The organism is Bacillus sp. FSL W8-0770, from assembly GCF_038008705.1.
Lineage (GTDB): Bacteria > Bacillota > Bacilli > Bacillales > Bacillaceae_G > Bacillus_A > Bacillus_A cereus.
This window is the reverse complement of record NZ_JBBOZR010000002.1, coordinates 428,877-450,342: the sequence shown is the minus strand read 5'-3', so window position 1 is coordinate 450,342 and position 21,466 is coordinate 428,877. Positions and strand designations below refer to the sequence as shown.

The window sequence follows — 21,466 nt, the reverse complement described above, 5'->3', positions numbered from 1 at the left end:
CTTTTTAAGAGTACGCTATTATCCTGCGTACCCTTGTACTTTCTTCATATTGTTTAAAAGCTCTTGTAGTACCGCTTCATTCGATTCAATGAACATCATTTCTTTGTCAGATGGATCAGTTTGAATCCAAACCGAACTATCTCCTACTCGGAAAATCCCTTCTCCTTTTCCAGGGTTGTTGAGAATAATATCAAGCTCCCCAGCAGTTAAGTTAAAGTTCTCCTGGATCTTTTTCTTATCTATCTTATTTTGTTCTAAGAAGAAATAGGAGAAAGTAGATTGCAAGATACCACGAGCTTTTACATTTTCTAAAATACGAACGAAGTCCTGACTCGCCCAACACATACCAGCATTTCTTTTACGTGAACGACGTGCTACTTTTTCCAAGAAGTTAACCGTTTGTTCATAGTCGATAAACTGCCACATCTCATCCACATATAATACTTTTCGCTTGATAGCGTGTTCTGGACTCTTAATCCAATGCTCCCAAATATAGTTCAAGATAACGTGGAAAGCGATTGGTTTTAAGAATCCTTCTTCTAAATGACTAATATTAAAATTAACAACACGAGATTCATTTAACTGTGTTTCTACACCACGGCCAAAATGACTTTGTCCATCAAATAATGGTTTTGAACCATCGCGTAAGAATGGACGAATCGCAGCAATTAGCTCTTCTGCTTTCACATCGTCTCCATGATGTTCTACTATGACATCGTAGATTTCTTTTAACTCTGGTTCTGGCTTTCTCACTTGAGACTGAATTAATTGTCCATCCACCTTCTTCACTTCATCCATATATAAAGATGAAGGGTGTGAGGTAATACCATGTTTATCAAACACTTCACGAATTGCATCTTCTAGCATTGTACGCTGGAATACATTTAATCCTGGTTGATCAAAGTCTTGTCCGCGAATAATAATGTCAAAGAATCCAAGTATTTCATTGATTTTCTCTAAAATCGGTACAAACCTTACATACTTCACGCCATCACGCTCTACAAGTTCTTTCTTATCATATTGTTCAAGTGCTTCTAGCTCTTCATCTTTATCCGTAATCTGAAGTTCTGTTACAGCAATTGCACAAGGGTTGATAATGATATTACTTTCAGGTGAAATATTTAAATTAATGCCACCTAGACGTTTTGTAATTTTTACGAATTATGATGATAGGTAAAGCTTTGATGTAATCTCCACCTTTTCCCCCACCTCACACCGTACGTGCTAGTTTCCTAGCATACGGCGTTCCATCGTATCCAACTGACTCTATAAATTAATTTATATTACTATCGGTTCATTGCCAGCTTTGGTTCTTAGCACATTTAATTTATCCATTTGCTTCTCGTTAAGATTGAAAGACCGAAGGTATCGTTTAATCTTGGTGTGATTTGTCATGTGTATTAGCTTGTGTATAAACCAATCTACAATAACCAAGTTGTTGTACTTGTCGTTCCCACCTTGGTTAATGGGAATAATATGGTGACAATGTACACGATCAACACCGATTTCTTCACCGGTTATATAACACTTTCCATATTGAGCAACGTATTTAGATATCCGATTATCGTTGTACTCAATACTTCTACTCTTCGAGTAGGTGTTCATAACTTGATTAAGAACATCTTTTGGTATTGCTCTCAAATTACTATGCACTTTGTTACGTCCTTTCTCTGTATAATTACAGACAACCTGTGAGAAATTCCACGGATTTTTATGATGCACACCTGTAATTGGTAAGAGCGGCGTTCTTTGCACAACGTAAATTTTAGAATTTGGTTGTATTCCTCTGGCTTTCTTTTTGAAATTAGCAGATGTGTTACAAAATTTTATGTGCTTCATTTTATACCTAAGTCTGACTCTTATGGTTTTCCAAAGAGTATACTTCACCACTGTTAAATCCATATAAATTGTGACTGCGTATTTATAATAATTCTGTACACCAATAAGAGCTATGTTAAACTTGTTAACACTTTCTGAAGTAGGTACTTTTTGAATATCTTTGATTTTCTCTTTCAATAGTCGTTTCGTTTTAGTAACAGCCTTGTCAGACATACTGGTTTTAGCAATATATCCGAATTTGGCTTTACCTTGTTGTACAACTTTGATTTTAAAGCCAAGAAAATCCGATGCATTCTTCTTAAGATTAACTACTTTAGATTTATCTGGATTGATTTCCAATCCCAAACGGGATTGAAGAAAGTCAACAGTCGCATGATAAAAGCGTTGTGCTTCCTCATAAGTTCGGCACATTATTTTGAAGTCATCAGCATAGCGTACGATGTAACCACATTTTAAGTTTGTATATTTCCTGGCATACTGCCGAAATCCTAAATGCTTAGTAGAAATTCTATGAGGTTTATAGGTTTCCCATTGACTACTAACCCACCAGTCCAGTTCGTTTAGAACGATATTTGAAAGTAAGGGAGAAATAATCCCTCCTTGCGGAGTTCCTTTACTAGGAATACCCTCTCCTTCAATTTCAGATTTTAGGATTTTCGAAATAACACATAAAAGCGATTTATCTCTTATTCCCAGTGTCCACATTTGTTTTAGCAATTTTCCGTGGTCAACGTTATCAAAGAAACCTTTAATATCAATGTCAACACAGTAATGTTGGTTCCCTATGTTGATTAGGCTTACCACTCTACTAAGAGCATGATGGGCACTTCTGTTTGGTCTAAAACCATAACTATGGTTATGGAATTTCGCTTCACAAATAGGTTCTAATACTTGGAGAATAGATTGTTGTACCAACCTGTCCCAAATTGTAGGAATACCCAGAGGTCGCTTTTTGTCACTTCCCTCTTTAGGAATAAAAACTCTTTTAACAGCTTGTGGTTTGTAATCACCTAAACGTTTTCTGACTTCATGAATAATCTTTGTATCATTTAAATGCCAAATATCTTTAATAGTTAAATTATCAACTCCAGGAGTTTTACTCCCCTTATTGGTTTTAATGTTGCGATATGCTAATCGAATATTTTCTTCAGAACCGATAATGTTAATCAATTTGTAAAAATTGTTACCGTTAAGACTACTGGAATATAATTCATCATACTTACTTTGCATGTTGTAATATTCATTGTGTCTTAGTTTGGTTTTCTTTAACATGGACTGTAACCTCCTTTCAGTTTCGGGAGAATTACATCTCTTTAGTCTTACTCGAAACCATGTTAACCGTAAGTAACTGTCAGTCTTCAATCGACTAGTGGCTATCCCTCTGCGTTCATTACACGCTTCACAGGTACTGTGCCACCACTTTCACTGCCATAAATCTAGGTTATACATCTAACTAATATCATTAGTGTTTTCCCTAGAACCACTTCACAGGGATGCAAGCCCTCGGTGTCGGCAGCTTACCACGTTCCATCATTCCTATCTGTACATACACTGTTAGGTTTCCCCTATGAGCCTGCTACCTTGATATTGCCTATAACAATATATGGACTTTCATAAAGGAGAGTTTTACTCATCCACAGTAGCGACACTAATTGTGTCAGCATACCTTTCGATATGCTCCCGATATAGGCCCGTACCATCAGAGATTCGTCTGCACTACTAAAAACTCGCTAATAGTTTATCGTGCATCCTAACCATAAGTGTTTTATAGACTTCCGGCTTATAGGTTACACCGTCCACCTCTGGACGGCTTTCGTGTCTCTAAGACTTACGGTAACTCTCAGCCGACTTCACCGAGCTTCATACAGTAAGGTTCTTGCTAACTTCACTGCATGTCGAAGGATTAAAGGAAGCCCTTCAAGGCGTTACCCTATCGTTTGACTTCTCGGAATGATAGTTCACTGTAGAACTGTAAGTTCGACAATGCCCAAGCTTTTCACTTAGGAACGTGTCGCGCCTCCTTCTGGATCGATAATCATTGCATGCGTATCTGCAAGTGACGTTTCACGGGCTAACTTCATTTTTAAAAGTAAACTTTTTCCGGAACCTGAGATCCCTGTTACACCAATGTTATAGTTTGGAGGACGATAATCTGCATTCCCGAATGAATTTAAAAATTCTACTTGCCCAGTAATTTTGTTCTTTCCTATTGGTATCCCACCATTAAACCTTCCAGAACCTGACACAAAAGGTGCAAATGTACATAACGCACGTCTATCGATATTTCGATAGGTATCTTGTAACGTATTTAGTGCTCCTAGCGGCATAACAGCTTTCAAACCACTCTTCACACGATTCCAAGTACTTGCTATCTTAAAGTGAGATGCTTGCATTTCATCTTCAATATACTCACATAAAACGTCCAATTCTTTCTTTGATTCTGCGTAAGCAACACCCATTGTACTCACCATATAGGAGTCGTTTTCATTGAACTGGATTTCATCCATTAAATTGTTTGTATCTTGAATTTTTGCATCTAAGTCTTTTTCTTGGTCAATGTTTCCTCGTGTACGTTGGAAAGAAAGATTGGAACGTAACATCGTCAGCTGCATATCTAATGATCGCATTGCTTTAGCTTTTGGTTCTTTATGAATATCGATCATGACATCCACTTCCCCAGCCGAAGTTAACATGTTGAGCCAATTGGTTTGCATCATACGCGGGTACCCATCACGTGGAATATAAAACGGACGAAAGAACGTATTACTTCCTAAAGATTGTTTAATGACCCCATAATCTTCTGCATCAATTTTCATTCCTTCTGGAGCAATAACATCAAACACTGTTGTTTGATTGTCTAATTGCGTCGGTATTTCCTCTTCTTCCAACTCTTCCTCCTCTAGCTCCAATTCGTCCCTCTCTTCTGCTTCTATTTTTTTCTTTTCCTTTTTCTTTTTTCCGAACAACTTCATGTTTACGCCACCCCGTTATTTGATTTTTCTGCCTTTTCTTCCGCTAGCACTTTCTTCATTAACTCTAGTTTTCTTTCATTCGTTTCCCCTGTTGAATAGAGGGAGAAATTCTCGTTTTCAATTAAATCCTGGAAACGAGCTTTTATAGCTTTACGACGGTTAAATGCTACATATAAAAGTTCTATTAATTTATCTTTCGTTAACATTTCTACATTAATTTTTGCTTTCGATAGTAGATTTCGAGATGCATTATAACGACGATATAGTTCGTTAAATGCCTTATCTACAATCTTTTCTTCTAACTCGTCCTCTGTATCAGCCGTAATCGTACTAATATCAACCTTGTATGGATAAATTAAATAACGTTTTTGTTCATATCGAGGTTGCGAACGCTGCCAGTACTCTAAGTTATCGATAACTTCTTGTCCATATAGAACCGTCTCTGGTGTAAGGTCCTTCGCACCTTTCATCGTTTCTGTCATTTTGCGTACAGGATCTGTTAAATCCACAAACTTACTTTGAATATATACTTTCGTATTAAACTCTAATGTGGTTAACCATGATTCAATTTTGATATCAATTGCTTCTTGTTCCATATTGGAGAGCAAGTAATAGTTAACTGGATGTGCTTCCGCAATCAGGACAAATGTGTCATCATGATACCGAATCATATGATTATCGATTTCCTTAATGTCCTCTACAAAAGTACGAAAGAAGTCAACATTATCCTCATCAATTTCCGATTCAGCAGGCGTATTTTTTTTATTTTTCTTTCCAGTTTTTTCAGTAGTGTGTTTCTCTACTCCACCTTGCTTTTTCCCATTTTTCTTAGAACCAAACAGCGGTTTTCCATTCATTTTCCGATAAAAGAAAAATCCTACAATGGCTATCGCCGCAAAATATATCATTTCTAACATTTACAAATTCTCCTTTGCCCATGTAGTTGGCTCGTATCCTTTTCTCCACTTACCTTTTTCGGAGCGGCTACGCATTTTAATAAGTAAATACTTATCTAGGTACATGTGTTGTTTTTCTTTATATATAAAAGCAAACGCTATAACACCTATTACCGTTGGTAGTGCTAAAATTAAACAAATAAAAAATGCTACTACTGCATCAATAGGTGCAAATAGTCGCCATAAAAATGGTACATATAAATAAAGGGATGCTCCGCCACCCAATAGATAAATCAATTGGCGCTTGCTCAGCACACCTAGTAGTGTTTTTTGTTCCGAAGTCATATCAACAGGAACGGTTACTTTTCTCATTCTTTTTCCTCCCTTGTATAAGAGAAGCTCTCCCCAAATCGAGGAGAGCTTGTACAAACTCTTATGTTAGATTGTCGTAACCCAAGCAGCGATATCGTACGCTTTGATCATTACAAAGCCTCCAATTGCTGCGCAAGCTAAACCAATCATAGCTTGTGTACGGTTTTCAGGATTCTTCCCTTGTGCACCAGATAGTTTAATAGCTGCAAATACAACGCAAGCTGCCACCCAAATTCCCCCAAAACCAATTAAGGTTTTCACCAAAGTGTTCATGCTTTTTTGAACGGTTTCAGCATTGGCACCACTACCACTACCACCAAGACCCTTCGTAAAGCTACTTTTTGCCAATAGGAAATCTCCTACTGATGTTGTCATAAGTTTTGCAGACAACCAATTCAACATAATTCCTGCACCTCCAGGTGTGTTTTTGCTCGCAAAACGCAAAAAGACCTCAATACACGCACACGTCCCCTAAGGACATGGCGCATATTGAGGTCTTCTCTTATATGCGAACTGATTAATTTTATATTTTTATTGTAAAATCTTATTACCTTTATATTATAGCAATACGATTTTAAAAAAACAAGTCCTTGTTTACACCTTTATTTCTACCCTCTTTGTTAGGATCGTACCATACTATAAGAATTTTAAAAATATTACCGTCCTTAAGACCTAAAGCATTCATTTCTTCTTTCAGTGAGCAACATAATTCTATTTTATCCATTTTGGAATTTTATCACTAAGGGTATGCGCTTCTTTTTTCTTATTCATTTTAATCTCTCCAACAACTTATTATGCTCCTTAATAAGAGTATACTACCTATTAAGGAGTGTCTAAGCCTTGTGTTTATCAAACTATTCATTAGAAACAAAAAACAGGTAATTGTGCGTTTTTCACAAGTACCTGTTTTTCACTACTTCTATCTACTCTTTGTTTCTTAAAATTTCATTAACCTTTTCGACACTTAATTCAGTAGCTTCCGCTATCTTCTCTATAGGTAAACCTACTTTAATTAAATTGTGAATCATCTCTATCTTAGTTGCTATTCTAGCTTCTTTTGCTGCTTTTTCCGCGGCCTTTTCTTCTGCCGTCTCTATTTCTGATATTCTATCTTTTATTGCCTTCTCTCTCGCCTCATATAAGCGTAAAAAGTCCTTATCACTACTTAAACGCTCCCAATCCTCCATTGCCTTTTTCAAAACTGGATCTTTTTCCATCGCGATTCCCTCCAGGATTGTAGTTAATTTCTCATCTTCATATGCAGGAAATAATAATAGCCAGCGTGCTAATATATCCTCCCATGGATCCATTCGATCTTCTTGCCATTCTCGAATTACTTTTGGAATCTCAAGAAAGTGCAATTGCATATTCTCTGAAATTATGTGTTTCGATTTTTTATTCATGACTACACCGACATTATGAAAGTCTTCTTCTCCTGGAAACAGAATGAAATCCACTATATTAATACATATGGTTGGTCTTAATTCTGTATACTTCATCCCCTGAGTCATTTGGGAATAATACATACCAGCCCAGTAGAACAAAGATCGCTCAATCATGTCTTTTTTGTCGCGAACCTGTATCTCTATATTTAATTTTATACCATTATTCAGAGTAGCTCGCAAATCTAAAATAGACAATTTATCATCCTTTTGCTCCCTTGGAAGATGCGGATCATCTAAATGCAAAGAAATAATTTCCTCATCTAAAGAGGATTGTAATACCGCATTAAGAAAACCAATGAGTATCTCCTCGTTTCCTTCTACTCCAAACAAGCGCTTGAAAGCAAAATCAACTCGTAAATTCACTAGATTTTTTTTCATAGATGTATTCATATTCTCTTCTACCCTTCTTTTAGTTAATTGGATATAAGAAAAAGATAGAATTAAAAACTCTATCTTTTTCAATCTGCCTATTTATGAAAATATCAACCTACTTTATGACTTTCACAATCTCTGAAATACAGGTTTAAATCCCGCTTGCATTGTATCATCCAGCCCCTTACCTTGCGTTGGGTTCCATGCAGCTATGATTACGTTATAGTCCTCTGTCTTTAACTTTGTCGCAAAATCTATAAGAGCTTTTCTTACTTTTTGATTCTCTACTAAATCGGCATCAAACGCTAAATAGACATTTTCTACACCCATATCTTTTAATACAGGCATAGTAATTCGCCAAGCATTTACACCAGGAATCGCAAGAACGGTTGTTCCTATTTCAGAAAGCTCCTCTTTATTAAATCTTTCTGGAAGCAAATCAGCAACCAGATCTGCTTTCATAGCTCCCTCTGTAATCATTACTGATTTAGTTTGATGAAGTATACCAGAATTCCAATGTTTTAAATGAGAACTTGGTACCGCCACATGCACAGGAAGTGGATTTTCACTACCTCCTGCCCCAGTTCCATGATTTTTGTTTGCTGATGAGAGCCAGAGATATTTTTGTCCTTTATGTATCTTTACAACAATTTGTCCCTCTTGAAATGGAATCTCTACCTTTTTGCTCACTTCTAGTTCGCCTTCAAAGATACAATCACCATTTTTAGTTATCTTCACAACATTAGCCTGTTCGATTAATTCTGCTTTAACTCCAGTAGGTGCCGCTTTCACATGAACGGAGTTTTTCACTTCATCCACACGAACCTGCCATCCAACAATTTGATTGTACTGATTCCGAAAAGGAATCAATATACCAGGAGATCCTGACATCAAACGAAGAGAAAGTTGACCTTTTTTCATCTCATAGAATCCAGGGATTCCTTGCCAGCATTTTTTATTCCCCATCTGTTTAAATAGCTGCTCCCAAACAGTCGTATACATATTATCCTCCTCTAACACAATTTGTTGTTTTAAGAAAGAACGATATTGACGTACTTGTATTTGTTCCTCGCTCATTTTTCTATCTCTTAATAAATGTGCATAATGATGCTCTTGTAATGATATGAACTCCATTAATTTACGATTAAACACATTTAATTCCTCATTACTTTTCTTATCATGAATCTGAATTTCATCCACCTCAGGCAATTGATATTTATTTTTTCCTTTTATGTAGTGAATGTAGCTTGGATTACCCGTGTTTTTTCCATAAATCCATTTACTTTCTACACGTGTACATGCTACCTTATCTTGCGAAACGTGCAGCATACAATTACCTGTATCATAACAAACTGGACAAGGTATACGATAAAACTCCCACCAGCTACCTCTCGGATAAGCACTTGTTAAACGAAACTGTCCTTTTTGAATGTTATAATTCATTTTTCCCCACTCCTTATATACTGTTTATTATATATGGAACTATTACTTCCATTAAACATTTTATAATTACATTAGGATATTACGTATAATCACCTAATGGATATACAAAAGGATACGCATTAGAAACTAAATAATCATTTCTATGTTCTTGATCTTGCAAATCCGATTCTACGTATGCTTCAAATGCTCTAGCAAACATCTTGTGATTTGTAGACTAATACTTTTTGCTTCTCTTCTTATCTAACTTAATTGTTGTATCACAAAGTACACAGACACTTTCGCTCGATAAGACATTCCATCAAATTTTCCACCTATTTTTCATAAAAATAAGCCAAAATTTGTGTAAATCTCTTGAATTCTTTGTCAATCTTACGTTCCATACGTGTCTTTATTGCTCCTGATAAAATAAAAGATAGAAATTCATAGTAATTCTTCACTACGAATTTCTGTCATTCCCTCTGACTACATATTTCCATATGGTTCTGTAAATTATTCATTACGATACGCTGACACCTGTTAAAGAGAATACACCCTCTTTTATCGGATTAAGTGCTTGTAATGCACGTAAACTTTGAATAGGACCATCTGGATGTGCAGAATAAAATAATGATACTTCATAACAGATAATCATAATTAAGTCCCCTAAATAAAAATTTTTTCCCAATGTGATAATGGGTTCTCCAATCAAACAGATTTGGAAACAACACAAAAAGGACTTCTTCAAGTCGATTAAAAATGTATATAGCAAAATAAGCTATATATACACTAATCGGCTCAAAGAAGCCCTTTCAGAATTAAAACAAGACGCAGCTTGCTTCTACAGCTCAACCACAACTCCTAAAGTGTGAGAATAAACAGAATCAAATAAACAATAAATACAATTACATATTAATGAATTCACATAAAAATTTCAACAACTTTATATTTCCTTAAGATTTTTCGCTCCATTCTACTTTCCAGTGAATATTTTTGTAGAACCATAAGTTTCTACCGTGTTAAAAAAATAATAAAAAAGAGTGATATTAAAATATGCACTCTTTCAAAAGACTTTACCAATCTCGATGGTCACCATGATCATGCTCACGATCGCGGTCATGATTACGTCTACGACGACACTCATCACAATCGCAGTCACGTCTACAATGACAGTCGTTAAAATCGTTTCTTCTTCGTCTACGGCCGCAACCGCAAAATACTAAATCATCCCAAAATCTATTACAATCTCGAGAATGTCCAAAATTATTATCCCATCCCATAGATATGATTCCCTCCTCTAAAATAGAATTCATCATATTCTATGATTAAAAGGTAGAAATAGTTTGTTTATTAGTCCATGTTTCAAACTAATAATATTTCAATTTGCAAGTCTATCTCACGCCTTATCTTTCCTTAACAGCAAACAAGATACCATCCCAATTATGGCAACGCCCACGATAATTCCTATACACTTAATCAAAAATATTTAACCTAACATCATTTATTTCTTTGCTTCCATACCCCATTCTCTTTACGATAAGTATTCTTCCCATTCATGAATCCAGCTGTATTACCAGGGATGCTATATTTCTTATTCTTAGTCTTTTTCTTCATCCTCTTTTCTTCTTGAACAGCCTGCAAATCTACCTTCCATTGTTTCAACAAATCCTTTTTACGTCGCATCGAATTTGTACCCCTCAGATTAAAATGAAAATCCATTAATCATATTATATATATTTATGTTTTATTTTCAATATAAAGAGAGCACCCTCGCTATTGGCGCTCTCAATGTGAATTGGGGTTTATTCTGAGCATTGAATAGGACACGAAGAACTCGTCCTATTACATTATATGCTTGTCCTTATCAGAATGTGCAAAAAAAGCACCCTCGCCCAGGCGCCAAAAGATACATATACTTTGAGGTAACTAACACGTTAGAAAAGACCCTTCCATATCATTGTATGATTATCGATTATCTTTATACCTAGATGACTCATTAAATACGTTTAATGTGTAATTTCTATATAACTATGAAAAAAGCAACCGTTATGGACGTTTTCCTCATCTTACCTACTCAACTACATAAAATAGCTATTTTGTTCACATTTTTGATACATTTATGAAACATTCATGTGTTATCTTCAGTAAGTTCTTTTCTTTTCATAAACCGTGTGGGTTATACCAACACAAGAAGCTCTAGATCCCTAAATCTAGAGCTTCTTCGTTTTAATAACTATTTTGTTCAACCGTGTATAGACAACTATATATTTAGGTTTTAAAATATTATTGTGATTCCCACGTGGTTTCACATACGACTTTTTTCTTCGATTATGGGGTTCTTACGTAATTTAAGGACCATTTTTTATTCAAATAAGGACTTTTTTAAATTTTATATGTACATATTTTTCAGCATATAATTAAATTATCAATATATTAGAGACAATAATGATTTTGTAATATATTTGTTTCGGAATGAGTGCTGTTTTTAGCATACTAAAGAAATTTCGAAAGCCTCAGATAAACCGGTTCTTGGTTTTAGTTGATTCTTTAATTTTGCTTGGAGCTTTATTCCTAGTAGGTAGCATCTGCATCCCTCGTTTAACCCTTGAGTAAAAAGTAACGTTCTTACTGCCTTTCTTTCTCACTAATTCCAAATGCACTGCGTACACTTTTCCCTTCTTTGCTGTTTCATATGAATTCATACCATTTTTGACCTGTTTGAAGAAGGCCGACTGGCTTATTCCATTCCGTTCAGCTGGTGTTATCATCCTAGAATTAATGTCAGCTTTTATCTTTACATATTAAATAATATTCGGATAGGAGTCCTAATAAATATTATTAATATTAAGTGGGTTCACGTCAGAGGAAGGTACCTTAGGTTGTCTTTTTTTTTATTTTTGTTCAACATAATATGACAATATACGAATTAATAATTTGCTATTATTATCTAGAAATCTTACATTTATCTACAAATTATTATTGTATTTTTAATTTTTTAAATGTAAAATATTTCAATGTAAATACATACCATTTAGGGAGATGGAGAAAATTATGAAAAAATTATTAGCTTCAGCAACAGCGGTAACACTATTAACAGTGGGGTACAGTTCTTCTGCATTTGCAGCTAAGAGTCCTAATGATACAAAAAACTGTGGACATTTTAAAAGTCAACAAGATGCTCAAGCATTCTGGGATCAAAATGGATATGGTGTTGGGAATGATCCACATCGTTTAGATAATGATAAAGACGGCATTCCATGTGAAGATTATAAATATCCAAAGAGCACAAATACTACAACAGAAAATAAAGAAACTACTAATCCTCAAGAACAACCTAAACAAGAAAACAATAAACAAGAGAATTCAAAACAAAATAACCAAACAACAAATAATAAACAAGAACAAACTAAGCCTCAAACAACTGTAAAAGAAACAAAGAAAAATACTAATACAACTGTGAAAAAAGAAACGAAAAAACAAGGTGAGAAATTACCTAATACAGCATCAAACGGTGTTACAATGATGTTAGCAAGCTTAGGATTAGCATTAGCTGGATCTGTATTAATGTTCCGTCGTAAAAAGACAAACGCATAAAATAGTTCCTTAAAACGGCAGGAGAAATCCTGTCGTTTTCAAATGGAGTGATAAGAGTGAATAAAAAACAATGGATAGGCTTATGTTTAACTATTATTGGACTTACTATCTTTTCCTATTATTTTCTAGAATGGTATAGTGCTAGACAATCAGCAGAATCGTTAACAACTAACGAGGCTAAACACTATGAGACCTCCACACCTTCTAAAGAAAATGAAGCGCAAAATAGCAATCAAACAGAGACAGAGACGGAAACTTCATTACAACCTGAAGAATCTGTACAAATTCCCGCTTCAAAGGTAAACCATCAGTTAGGAGATAAAGTAGCGTATTTAATTATCCCTAAAATACAAAAGAAATACTCTGTATATTGGGGAGCTGATGATAAAGTACTAAAAAAGGGTGTAGGTATGTTTGTTAGTGACTTAACTACTACACCATCTAGAAATGGCCATACAGTTTTAAGTGTACATAGAGATACTGTTTTTACCGAGCTTGGTCAACTAAAGGAAAATGACCAACTTATTGTGGAATATGAAAATAAAACATATACATATACAATTAACAAGCATTGGATAACAGATTCAGAAGATCGAACAGTTATTGTAGAAAAAAGTGAGCCAACATTAACATTAACAACGTGTTATCCTTTTGACTATATAGGAGACGCTCCAGATCGGTACATAATTGAATCATCTCTACTTTCCATTCGGTGAGGATGAGAGTCCAAAAATTAAAGTGGTTTAAGTAGGAAGAAGGCACCTTTGGGTGTCTTTTTTTATGAGTAAGAAGTACTGCCAAGATGCGAGGAAAAATAGGTCATAAGACGGAATTTCAGCCTGAAAATTCTAAACTATCTTTTTTATTTCCTTTCGACATAATATGACAATATCTTTATATATAGTTTGTTATTATTAGCTTGGCAATCTTATATTTTACATAATTGGAGGAACAAACGTGGGAAAAATATTTAAATTTGGATGCCTAGGCATTATAGCTTTATTTGTAATCGGAATAATTGCTATGGTCGCTGGTGGTGGAGACTCAACAGAAAAAACTTCAACAGACACTAAAGCAGTATCAAAAGAAGGTGTATCTTCTGATGTAAAAATCGCTGTAGGATCTATGGAAACAGTAGATTCTGTGGGTAATGAATATACAAAAGAACAAGCACAAGGTGTCTTTAAAATTTTAGAAGTTACACTTACTAATAATCAAAAAGACGCTATTACTGTTGATGCTAATAGTTTTAAATTAGTAGATAACAAAGGTCGTGAATTCACATATTCAACACAAGGTCAAACATCTTTTGACTTAACTAATGGTGGGAAAACTGACTTCTTCTTAAAACAATTGAATCCCGGTCTAACACAGACAGGTAAAATTGTATTTGATATACCAAAAGATGCTGAAGGTCTTTTCTTAAAAGCTAGTGGCGGTATGACAGGTAAAGAAATTAAGTTAAAAGTAGAATAGGAAAAAGGCACTCGAAGGAGTGCCTTTTTTCTTAACAACTGGCATTACTTAATGCCGTAAAATAACACTTAAATAGGGGCCCAATACATATTATTAAAATTAAAGTGGATCAAGTCGGAGGAAAGCACCTTTTGGTGTCTTTTTTTCTACATTAAAAAGCCCACCTATTTCTTCCGTAGGCGAGCTAAATGTAATTTTGCACAATTAATTTATAGCAAAATCATTTGTAGCGAAAGTAATTAAATTTAACTTTGTAACCCTAATACCTTAATAATCTCAATTGTTTTATTATCTTTTATTTTAAAATAAAGCCTTTTCCCTATACGTTCACTAATTACAATATTTCCAAAGGCTAATTTACGCAAATGTTGTACAATCAAATCCTCTGTAATTCTTGTTTGCTTACTTAAATCAGAAACTGACAACGATCCATATGTAATCAATTTACAAACAATTGATAAACGATTAGAATTCCCTAATAATCCTAAAACTTTTATATTTTCTGTATAGAAACTAAAATCCATATGAAAAGCATATAACAGATCTTCCAACCTCCTAAAATAAGATGAATAACAACCAAAATATCTTAACATAAAAACAGTAAAAAACAACCTAAAATATCCCAATTATTCATTGAGAAAAATGATACTTGAATGGGAGACCAATACATATTCTTAGAATTAAAGTAATTCAAGTTAGAGGAAGGCACATTTAGTTGTCTTTTCTTTTGTACATTATCTCTATTACGTGCTCATTGATTTTCTATGTACGTTTGATACAATTACTGTAGTAGTATTACAGTAATTGCTTGCGTATATAATAAAAGAAGAGATGCGCTAACATTTCTTCTAATAACTGCTACCATCAGGGTGGTGGTTATATCATTTATTTTTTACGAAACCCACCCTTTTGCTTTGGACGGCGACGAGGAGTGGGTTTTTTGTTATCTTTTTCTAAAATTTTTTTCCTAAAAACATACGCAGAAACTTCACGTACAATGGCTTTCACAAATTCTTTTAGAAGCTTAAACAAAAACCCCATAGGTATATCACCCCCTTTCCTTCCAAATGGAAAGAAGGGATAACCATTCACCCTCACAATATACAGTTAATCCTCTTCTATCATACTAGTACAATCTCACCAATATAAAAAAGACCACCATTAGGCAGTCTTTTTTGGGTAGTTTTAGAGATAAAATTATAACATATTAATATATAAATTATAAATATTTTCCCAAAAGATACTATAAGTTTTTTATAATTATTGATTTCTCAATCTTCATTGTATGATAAATTTTCCTATAAGGATTAACAAATAACAGTAAAATTATCAATCCATTAGATTATTAGAAAAAACTGGTTATCCGTATAACCATTTGGTAAAATATAGATATTGATTAAGAAGATAAAGTTAATATAGATTAACTAAGTAATCCAAAAGAAATGTTTTATTACATAAAAAAAGGCTCCATTGCTGGAGCGCTCCAAAATAAACAAACGAATTAAAACAAGAAACAGACAATTTAATTATATAGATAAAATATAAATAAATCTATATATATGTAATATTGCATATAAAACTTTATTTATTGATGCTATAATAGACTTACTCGATGATTGTTATATTTTTTTATGGTTTTTAAGCAATACAATACCTTCTTAACACTAAGTGTACAAGTAAAAGAAGACATTTTAATCGATATCTTCTTTTTTTATAATAACAACACAATAAATTTCTTTATGAATTAGAGGAAACTCTAAAACAAGAAAAAGTATTGTTGTAATCAAAAACTGGGCATCAAACAAAAAGAATAAAAAACAGGTAATTGTTCGTAATCACAATTACCTGTTTTTTATCATTTATATTTACTCTTTATTTTTTTAAAATTTCATTAACCTCTCCTACACTTAATTCAGTGGCTTCCGCTATCTTCTCTATAGGTACACCTACTTTAATTAAATTGTGAATCATCTCTATCTTAGTTGCTATTCTAGCTTCTTTTGCTGCTTTTTCTTCTGCCGTCTCTATTTCTGATATTCTATCTTTTATTGCCTTCTCTCTCGCCTCATATAAGCGTAAAAAGTCTTTATCACTACTTAAACGCTCCCAATCCTCCATTGCCTTTTTCAAAACTGGATCTTTTTCCATCGCGATTCCCTCCAGGATTGTAGTTAATTTCTCATCTTCATATGCAGGAAATAATAATAGCCAACGCGCTAATATATCCTTCCATGGATCCATTCGATTTTCTTGCCATTCTCGAATAACCTTTGGAATCCCAAGAAAATGCAATTGCCTATTCTCTGAAATTATGTGCTCCGATTTTTTGTTCATGACTACACCGACATTATGAAAGTCCTCTTCTCCTGGAAACAGAATGAAATCCACTATATTAATACAATATAGTTGGTCTTAATTCTGTATACTTCATCCCCTGAGTCATTTGAGAATAATACATGCCAGCCCAGTAGAACAAAGATCGCTCGATCATGTCTTTTTTGTCACGAACCTGTATCTCTATATTTAATTTTATACCACTATTAAGGATAGCTCGTAAATCTAAAATAGACAATTTATCATCCTTTTGTTCCCTTGGAAGATGTGGATCATCTAAATGCAAAGAAATAATTTCCTCATCTAAAGAGGATTGTAATACCGCATTAAGAAAACCAATGAGTATATCCTCGTTTCCATCTACTCCAAACAAGCGCTTGAAAGCAAAATCAACTCATAAATTTACTAGATTTTTTTCATAGATGTATTCATATTCTCTTCTACCTTTCTTTTAGTGAATTTAAATCCTCTGTAGTAATTGAATATAAGAAAAAGATAGGATTACAAACTCTATCTTTTAAAATTTACCTTCAGAAAGTTTACTTTTTTCTGCACGCTTAACCACTTCTAGCACTCCATCATGATGCACAATCATTGCAAGATCATCTTTCTTAAAAAGACAATCCACATCTGCAGTTTCTACATGATAGCTGTGTAGAATCGGCTTCCATTTCTAGCAAATCACTGATTGCAGTAAAGCAATAACTTTTCCCTCTAAAGCATCTCTCCATTGAACTACCCCCACTTTCACTTCGTTTAGAAGTGAGGGATTCCTAAGTAAAGAGTTCTATCGAACTCTAATTGATTAGGCTAACCCCGCAGTCCTTGCGGTTAGAAGCCTTATTGCTTCATTCTTTAGATTGATACTTGCGTTAATATCCCTATCATGGTTTGCACGACAAGAAGGACAGTCCCATTCACGTAGGTTTAGATTTTTAACGTCTTTATTTTGATATCCACAACAAGAACATAATTGGCTGGAAGCAAATGTTTTCGATACGACAATAACTTGTTTGCCATACCATTTTACTTTGTATTCTAACATGGATCAAAATTGCGACCAAGATACCTCACTAATTGCTTTTGCTAACTTATGATTCTTTAACATATTCGATACTTGCAAATCCTCTATACCGATAACATCGTGGTTTTTGATGATTTCAGTTGAATTTTTTACTACCAACCATTAAAATATTTTATAATCGTTATATATAAACTTGTTTTTAGGAGTAGATAGAATGCCAGTTACACTCGAACTTATTCTTTTCATTCTTATAGCAATTAGTGCTGTTGGCTATTTGATAAAAGAATCTCAAAAAACTAAGAAAAGAACCCTTGGAATTTCACTAGAACTTTTAGTTCTTTTCTGGTCAATATGGAGAATATCGACTATCATAATCCAAATTTCAGAATATAATCTCTCGTGAATAAAATTCAATATTCCGTCAATAATGTATATGACATCAGATTTTCTCCTTGTTCCCCCTTGGAGAACCGAGCAGTTAGCTAATTTGGCTAGCTGCTTTGTTGTGTAAAACAAAGCATTTATAAAAAGCTTTCTCAACATCCAATCAATGGAAGTCAATTACCTTTTATGGTAATGTGTTGGTAATCCCATAAAGATCTATCGTTCCATTAACAGGACCCGTCCCCCTAATCGGGTCCTGTTAAATGTTCTCTATTAAAACAGTGTTTTTGTTCAACTATCATCTTCGCTTCTTCATATTCTACAATTCCATATGCAATATTACATATCCTATATGTTCAATTTATAAACATGTAATAATTGGTTTATAAAATATTTAAAACTAATATTGAAAGGAGAATACTAAATGTCTTTCTTTTCATGGTCTCCTCTTATTTTCTTAGCAGTTGTTGCAATTATGATTTCTATTAAAAAGAATAAGAAACAATAGTTTTAAATAGTTACAATAATTTATTTCTAGGAGGTGTATTTATGTCATTTACAGTATGGAGTGCAATTTTTATGACTTTAATCGGCGCAATGTCCGGAGCAATCTTTGGTACAATTTCTTCTAAGAAGAGTAAAAATACCAACTAAAAACCTACTAATAAAAATGAATTTTTATTTTAGTGACAGCTGATACGATTTTAATATTTCAGCTGTCATTTTCCATTCAAATAACTATTTTGTTCACTTTTTTGATACATTTACGAAATATTTATATGTTATCTTCAGTAAGTTCTTTTCTTTTCATAACATTGTGTGAGTTATACCAACACAAGAGGCCCTAGATCCCTAAATCTAGGGATCCTTCGTTTAAATAACTATGTTGTTCGATTTGATGTATAGACAACTGTATATTTAGATGTTAAAATATTATTGTGATTCCCACTTGGTTTCACATACAACTTTTTTTCTGCGATTATGGGGTTCTTACGTAATAGTAAGGACCCTTTTTTTATTTAGTGCCCATAGCCAGTAAATCCGAGGCCCATATTTCTCCTTTCTGATTCCAATAATCCCAACGTTTCTACTAACGCTATGACGCCTACTGGTGCCTCGTTTAATCAAATGAGTTTCTGCCCTTTAAATGCGTCATAACGCTATTACGCTTCAAGAATTTGTCCACGGTACTTGTTGCGGTATAATCAAAACTTCCGACTACATCCTCCAATGTTAGTTGCTTCATGCCCCTAACCCCATTGGACGTGATTTGATTTTGTTCTTATCTGCCTGATCCATAATTAATGCAGCGATTTCTAGTTGATGCCTTCCTAACTCTTTTGCTATTTCAAGAATATCTTTATCCTCATCCCACATTTCTCTCAATTGAATCACTTCGCTTTCATCAAACACTAAATCCAACTCTTCTAAAGCAATATATAAGTTACGACGCGACTTCTTCATGTACTTTCCCTGCTGCAACGCCATTGTGTAATTCTCCTTTTCCAAATCCGTTCCAAGTCTTGGAATCCCATTTCCCCTCCAGTTGTAATTGATGAATTTCTCTTAACTCGGCCATAACGGCATGACGTCTTCTATCCACTTCTTCAGGACTGCGATTCCCTGCTTTGCAAATACTCGGAGGAAACGAATTATGCAAAACTCATTTTATACAAAGTGGTGGTTTTGGTTTATCATTGCCGTTGTCGTAATTGTTGTTGGCGGAAAAAACACTAAAGAAGAAGCTACAACAACTCCAACCGAACCAAAAAAAGAAATAAAACAAAAACAACCCAAACAAGATGTTCAAGTTCAACCAGAAAAGAAGGAACAGCCTAAACAAGATATTCAAACTCAACCAGAAAAGAAAGAACAACCTAAACAAGATATTCAAACTCAACCAGAAAAGAAAGAACAACCTAAACAAAATGTTCAACAATCTGCATCGGGATTCACAAATCCTATAAAAAATATTGATAAAACAGCTGCTATGAATGCCGTCAAAGAAAAAGCAAAGAAAGACTTCCCAGATGATTACATGACACAGAATTATTTAGCAGATGAACAATCTAAGGCGTTTGATTATCTAAATGGTATTGAACTCAAATCTCAGGAAGAAGTAAACGTTATGAAGAAAGTAATCAACGACTTCCCTAATAACTTCATGCCTACTAAGTATGTTTATGAAGAACAGATAAAAGCTATGAACAAGCAATAATAAGATATTATGCTTTTCATTTTTTCGTAAACAAAATATGGATAAATACGTTAAAACAATATTCGGATGGAAGTCCAATACATATTATTAAAATTAAAGTGGTTCAAGTCGGAGGAAGGGACCTTGGGATGTCTTTTTTTGTTTATTGTTTTATTTATAAAGTGTTTGAATTCAAAAAAGACATAGAATAGAACTTAATATAATAATCCCAATAAACCGATAATATCAATAACCTTCTTATTTTCTACTCTACAATAAAGCTTTGTACCCTTGCGCTCGATAATTACCATATTACCTTTAGTTAGTTTTCGTAAATGTTGTAAAATCATAGGTTCCGAAATATGCGTCGCAGCGTTCAACTGGGAAACTGTCAAGGTCCCACTTACAATCAATTCACGTACAATTAATAAACGACTTAAACTGCCTAATAATTCTAAGATTTCAGCACCATTTTCATAATTACTAGAATTTATATTAAAATCGCCCAACATACTATTCATCTCCCTAATATTGATACAAATACTAGCTCAAATAGCTTAACATAAAAATCGGATGTATTATCCTAATAATTTCTATAAAAATGTAAAAATTTCAAGTTTTGATGGTTCAAGTCGAAGGTGGGCACCTTAGGGGGGATTTTTTTATGAAATTAGGGAAATTAGCATTAGTCGGAGCTTTAGCTTTAGGTGGTTTCACAGGTTTAGCAACATTGGACGCAAAGCCAGCGGCAGCAGCGGAAAATGTACAAGTAGCATCAACAACTTTGGGCGACCCAGCAACATTATTTGATTTAGCACAAATTGCTTGGAATTTCCCAGCTTATTTATCGGATGATGTTAAGCCTTCTTATAAAACTGGTGACTACTTCACAGTTAAAATGGGTTGGTACAACGGAGTAGATGGCAATCCAATGAAGATTTATCGTGTTCTCGATAATAACTCATTAGTTCGCTACAAAACTATGTATCCAATTCCAGTAAATAACGGCACTCTTAACGAAGCTGTATGGAGTACTGATATTAATTCAGTATACGAGCCAGGTCGTTACATTGCTGTTGTGAATATTGATGGCAATTTCTATCAAAGTAATATCTTTACAATCAACAAGTAATACGTTTCTG

Annotated in this window: 19 protein-coding genes and 8 pseudogenes; 6 read left to right on the top strand and 21 right to left on the bottom strand. The window is 34.1% G+C overall.

Annotated features, from left to right (window positions below; genetic code table 11):
* Window positions 1-18 precede the first annotated feature (18 nt).
* From NST27_RS28850 to NST27_RS28790, 13 genes and pseudogenes are all read right to left on the bottom strand, one after another.
* Window positions 19-1,161: pseudogene (locus tag NST27_RS28850) on the bottom strand (VirB4 family type IV secretion system protein); the annotation flags it as partial.
* A 117-nt stretch (window positions 1,162-1,278) separates the two neighbouring features.
* On the bottom strand, window positions 1,279-3,111 hold the full coding sequence (gene ltrA / locus NST27_RS28845) for a group II intron reverse transcriptase/maturase (protein WP_000914971.1): 1,833 nt from the start codon (window positions 3,109-3,111) through the stop codon (window positions 1,279-1,281).
* Window positions 3,112-3,857: 746 nt separating this feature from the next.
* Window positions 3,858-4,811: pseudogene (locus NST27_RS28840) on the bottom strand (hypothetical protein); the annotation flags it as partial.
* Between the two features lie 2 nt (window positions 4,812-4,813).
* A complete protein-coding gene (locus tag NST27_RS28835) occupies window positions 4,814-5,728 on the bottom strand; it encodes a hypothetical protein (RefSeq protein WP_061661856.1) in 915 nt (304 codons plus the stop codon).
* Window positions 5,729-6,079, bottom strand: a complete 351-nt coding sequence (locus tag NST27_RS28830; protein WP_017762560.1) for a PrgI family protein — start codon at window positions 6,077-6,079, stop codon at window positions 5,729-5,731. It lies immediately after the preceding gene.
* A 66-nt stretch (window positions 6,080-6,145) separates the two neighbouring features.
* Window positions 6,146-6,567 (bottom strand): annotated as a pseudogene (locus NST27_RS28825) (hypothetical protein).
* A gap of 86 nt (window positions 6,568-6,653) precedes the next feature.
* A pseudogene (locus tag NST27_RS28820) lies at window positions 6,654-6,850 on the bottom strand (hypothetical protein).
* Window positions 6,851-7,002: 152 nt separating this feature from the next.
* Window positions 7,003-7,914 carry an Rpn family recombination-promoting nuclease/putative transposase gene (locus NST27_RS28815; protein WP_047387594.1) on the bottom strand — a complete coding sequence of 304 codons (912 nt, stop codon included), beginning with the start codon at window positions 7,912-7,914 and terminating at the stop codon, window positions 7,003-7,005.
* A 111-nt stretch (window positions 7,915-8,025) separates the two neighbouring features.
* A complete protein-coding gene (locus NST27_RS28810; protein WP_047387592.1) occupies window positions 8,026-9,339 on the bottom strand; it encodes a DUF3854 domain-containing protein in 1,314 nt (437 codons plus the stop codon).
* A 13-nt stretch (window positions 9,340-9,352) separates the two neighbouring features.
* Window positions 9,353-9,743: pseudogene (locus NST27_RS29690) on the bottom strand (LPD1 domain-containing protein); the annotation flags it as partial.
* A 92-nt stretch (window positions 9,744-9,835) separates the two neighbouring features.
* Window positions 9,836-9,970: a hypothetical protein gene (locus NST27_RS28800; protein WP_000582546.1), complete on the bottom strand. Its 135-nt coding sequence runs from the start codon at window positions 9,968-9,970 to the stop codon at window positions 9,836-9,838.
* Window positions 9,971-10,388: 418 nt separating this feature from the next.
* Window positions 10,389-10,595, bottom strand: a complete 207-nt coding sequence (locus tag NST27_RS28795; RefSeq protein ID WP_002164663.1) for a hypothetical protein — start codon at window positions 10,593-10,595, stop codon at window positions 10,389-10,391.
* Window positions 10,596-10,812: 217 nt separating this feature from the next.
* The gene (locus tag NST27_RS28790; protein ID WP_001253140.1) at window positions 10,813-10,998 is read right to left on the bottom strand and encodes a hypothetical protein; all 186 of its coding nucleotides are present in this window, start codon (window positions 10,996-10,998) and stop codon (window positions 10,813-10,815) included.
* 1,368 nt (window positions 10,999-12,366) lie between these two features.
* On the opposite strand from NST27_RS28790, the gene NST27_RS28785 reads away from it, so the two are divergent.
* The 3 genes from NST27_RS28785 (at window position 12,367) to NST27_RS28775 (ending at window position 14,385) form a co-directional block, all read left to right on the top strand.
* Window positions 12,367-12,909, top strand: a complete 543-nt coding sequence (locus tag NST27_RS28785; RefSeq protein WP_000734542.1) for an excalibur calcium-binding domain-containing protein — start codon at window positions 12,367-12,369, stop codon at window positions 12,907-12,909.
* A gap of 56 nt (window positions 12,910-12,965) precedes the next feature.
* Window positions 12,966-13,625: a class D sortase gene (locus NST27_RS28780; RefSeq protein ID WP_098289717.1), complete on the top strand. Its 660-nt coding sequence runs from the start codon at window positions 12,966-12,968 to the stop codon at window positions 13,623-13,625.
* 241 nt (window positions 13,626-13,866) lie between these two features.
* Window positions 13,867-14,385, top strand: coding sequence for a DUF4352 domain-containing protein (locus NST27_RS28775; RefSeq protein ID WP_000516002.1), 519 nt, complete (start codon window positions 13,867-13,869; stop codon window positions 14,383-14,385).
* Window positions 14,386-14,630: 245 nt separating this feature from the next.
* Here the strand turns inward: NST27_RS28775 and NST27_RS28770 are convergent, their stop codons facing one another.
* From NST27_RS28770 to NST27_RS28755, 5 genes and pseudogenes are all read right to left on the bottom strand, one after another.
* Complete coding sequence (locus tag NST27_RS28770) at window positions 14,631-14,909, bottom strand: ArsR/SmtB family transcription factor (protein ID WP_047387609.1); 279 nt, start codon at window positions 14,907-14,909, stop codon at window positions 14,631-14,633.
* A 361-nt stretch (window positions 14,910-15,270) separates the two neighbouring features.
* Window positions 15,271-15,426, bottom strand: a complete 156-nt coding sequence (locus NST27_RS28765; RefSeq protein ID WP_016078554.1) for a hypothetical protein — start codon at window positions 15,424-15,426, stop codon at window positions 15,271-15,273.
* Window positions 15,427-16,257: 831 nt separating this feature from the next.
* Window positions 16,258-17,151, bottom strand: a pseudogene (locus NST27_RS28760) (Rpn family recombination-promoting nuclease/putative transposase).
* 85 nt (window positions 17,152-17,236) lie between these two features.
* Window positions 17,237-17,450: pseudogene (locus NST27_RS29685) on the bottom strand (hypothetical protein); the annotation flags it as partial.
* Between the two features lie 74 nt (window positions 17,451-17,524).
* Window positions 17,525-17,893: pseudogene (locus NST27_RS28755) on the bottom strand (RNA-guided endonuclease TnpB family protein); the annotation flags it as partial.
* A gap of 64 nt (window positions 17,894-17,957) precedes the next feature.
* Here NST27_RS28755 and NST27_RS28750 point away from each other — a divergent pair.
* A complete protein-coding gene (locus NST27_RS28750; protein ID WP_001145518.1) occupies window positions 17,958-18,146 on the top strand; it encodes a hypothetical protein in 189 nt (62 codons plus the stop codon).
* A 1,223-nt stretch (window positions 18,147-19,369) separates the two neighbouring features.
* Here NST27_RS28750 and NST27_RS28745 read toward each other — a convergent pair.
* Window positions 19,370-19,615 carry a hypothetical protein gene (locus NST27_RS28745; RefSeq protein WP_002099119.1) on the bottom strand — a complete coding sequence of 82 codons (246 nt, stop codon included), beginning with the start codon at window positions 19,613-19,615 and terminating at the stop codon, window positions 19,370-19,372.
* Window positions 19,572-19,787, bottom strand: a complete 216-nt coding sequence (locus NST27_RS28740) for a hypothetical protein (RefSeq protein WP_080016504.1) — start codon at window positions 19,785-19,787, stop codon at window positions 19,572-19,574. The genes NST27_RS28745 and NST27_RS28740 overlap by 44 nt, the downstream gene beginning before the upstream one ends.
* Here NST27_RS28740 and NST27_RS28735 point away from each other — a divergent pair.
* The gene (locus tag NST27_RS28735) at window positions 19,782-20,345 is read left to right on the top strand and encodes a hypothetical protein (protein WP_016078556.1); all 564 of its coding nucleotides are present in this window, start codon (window positions 19,782-19,784) and stop codon (window positions 20,343-20,345) included. The two genes, NST27_RS28740 and NST27_RS28735, sit on opposite strands and share 6 nt — an antisense overlap.
* A 194-nt stretch (window positions 20,346-20,539) precedes the next feature.
* Here the strand turns inward: NST27_RS28735 and NST27_RS28730 are convergent, their stop codons facing one another.
* Complete coding sequence (locus tag NST27_RS28730) at window positions 20,540-20,836, bottom strand: ArsR family transcriptional regulator (protein WP_000900153.1); 297 nt, start codon at window positions 20,834-20,836, stop codon at window positions 20,540-20,542.
* 152 nt (window positions 20,837-20,988) lie between these two features.
* Between NST27_RS28730 and NST27_RS28725 the strand changes: the two genes are divergently transcribed.
* The gene (locus NST27_RS28725) at window positions 20,989-21,456 is read left to right on the top strand and encodes a DUF5065 family protein (protein WP_061662007.1); all 468 of its coding nucleotides are present in this window, start codon (window positions 20,989-20,991) and stop codon (window positions 21,454-21,456) included.
* Window positions 21,457-21,466 lie beyond the last annotated feature (10 nt).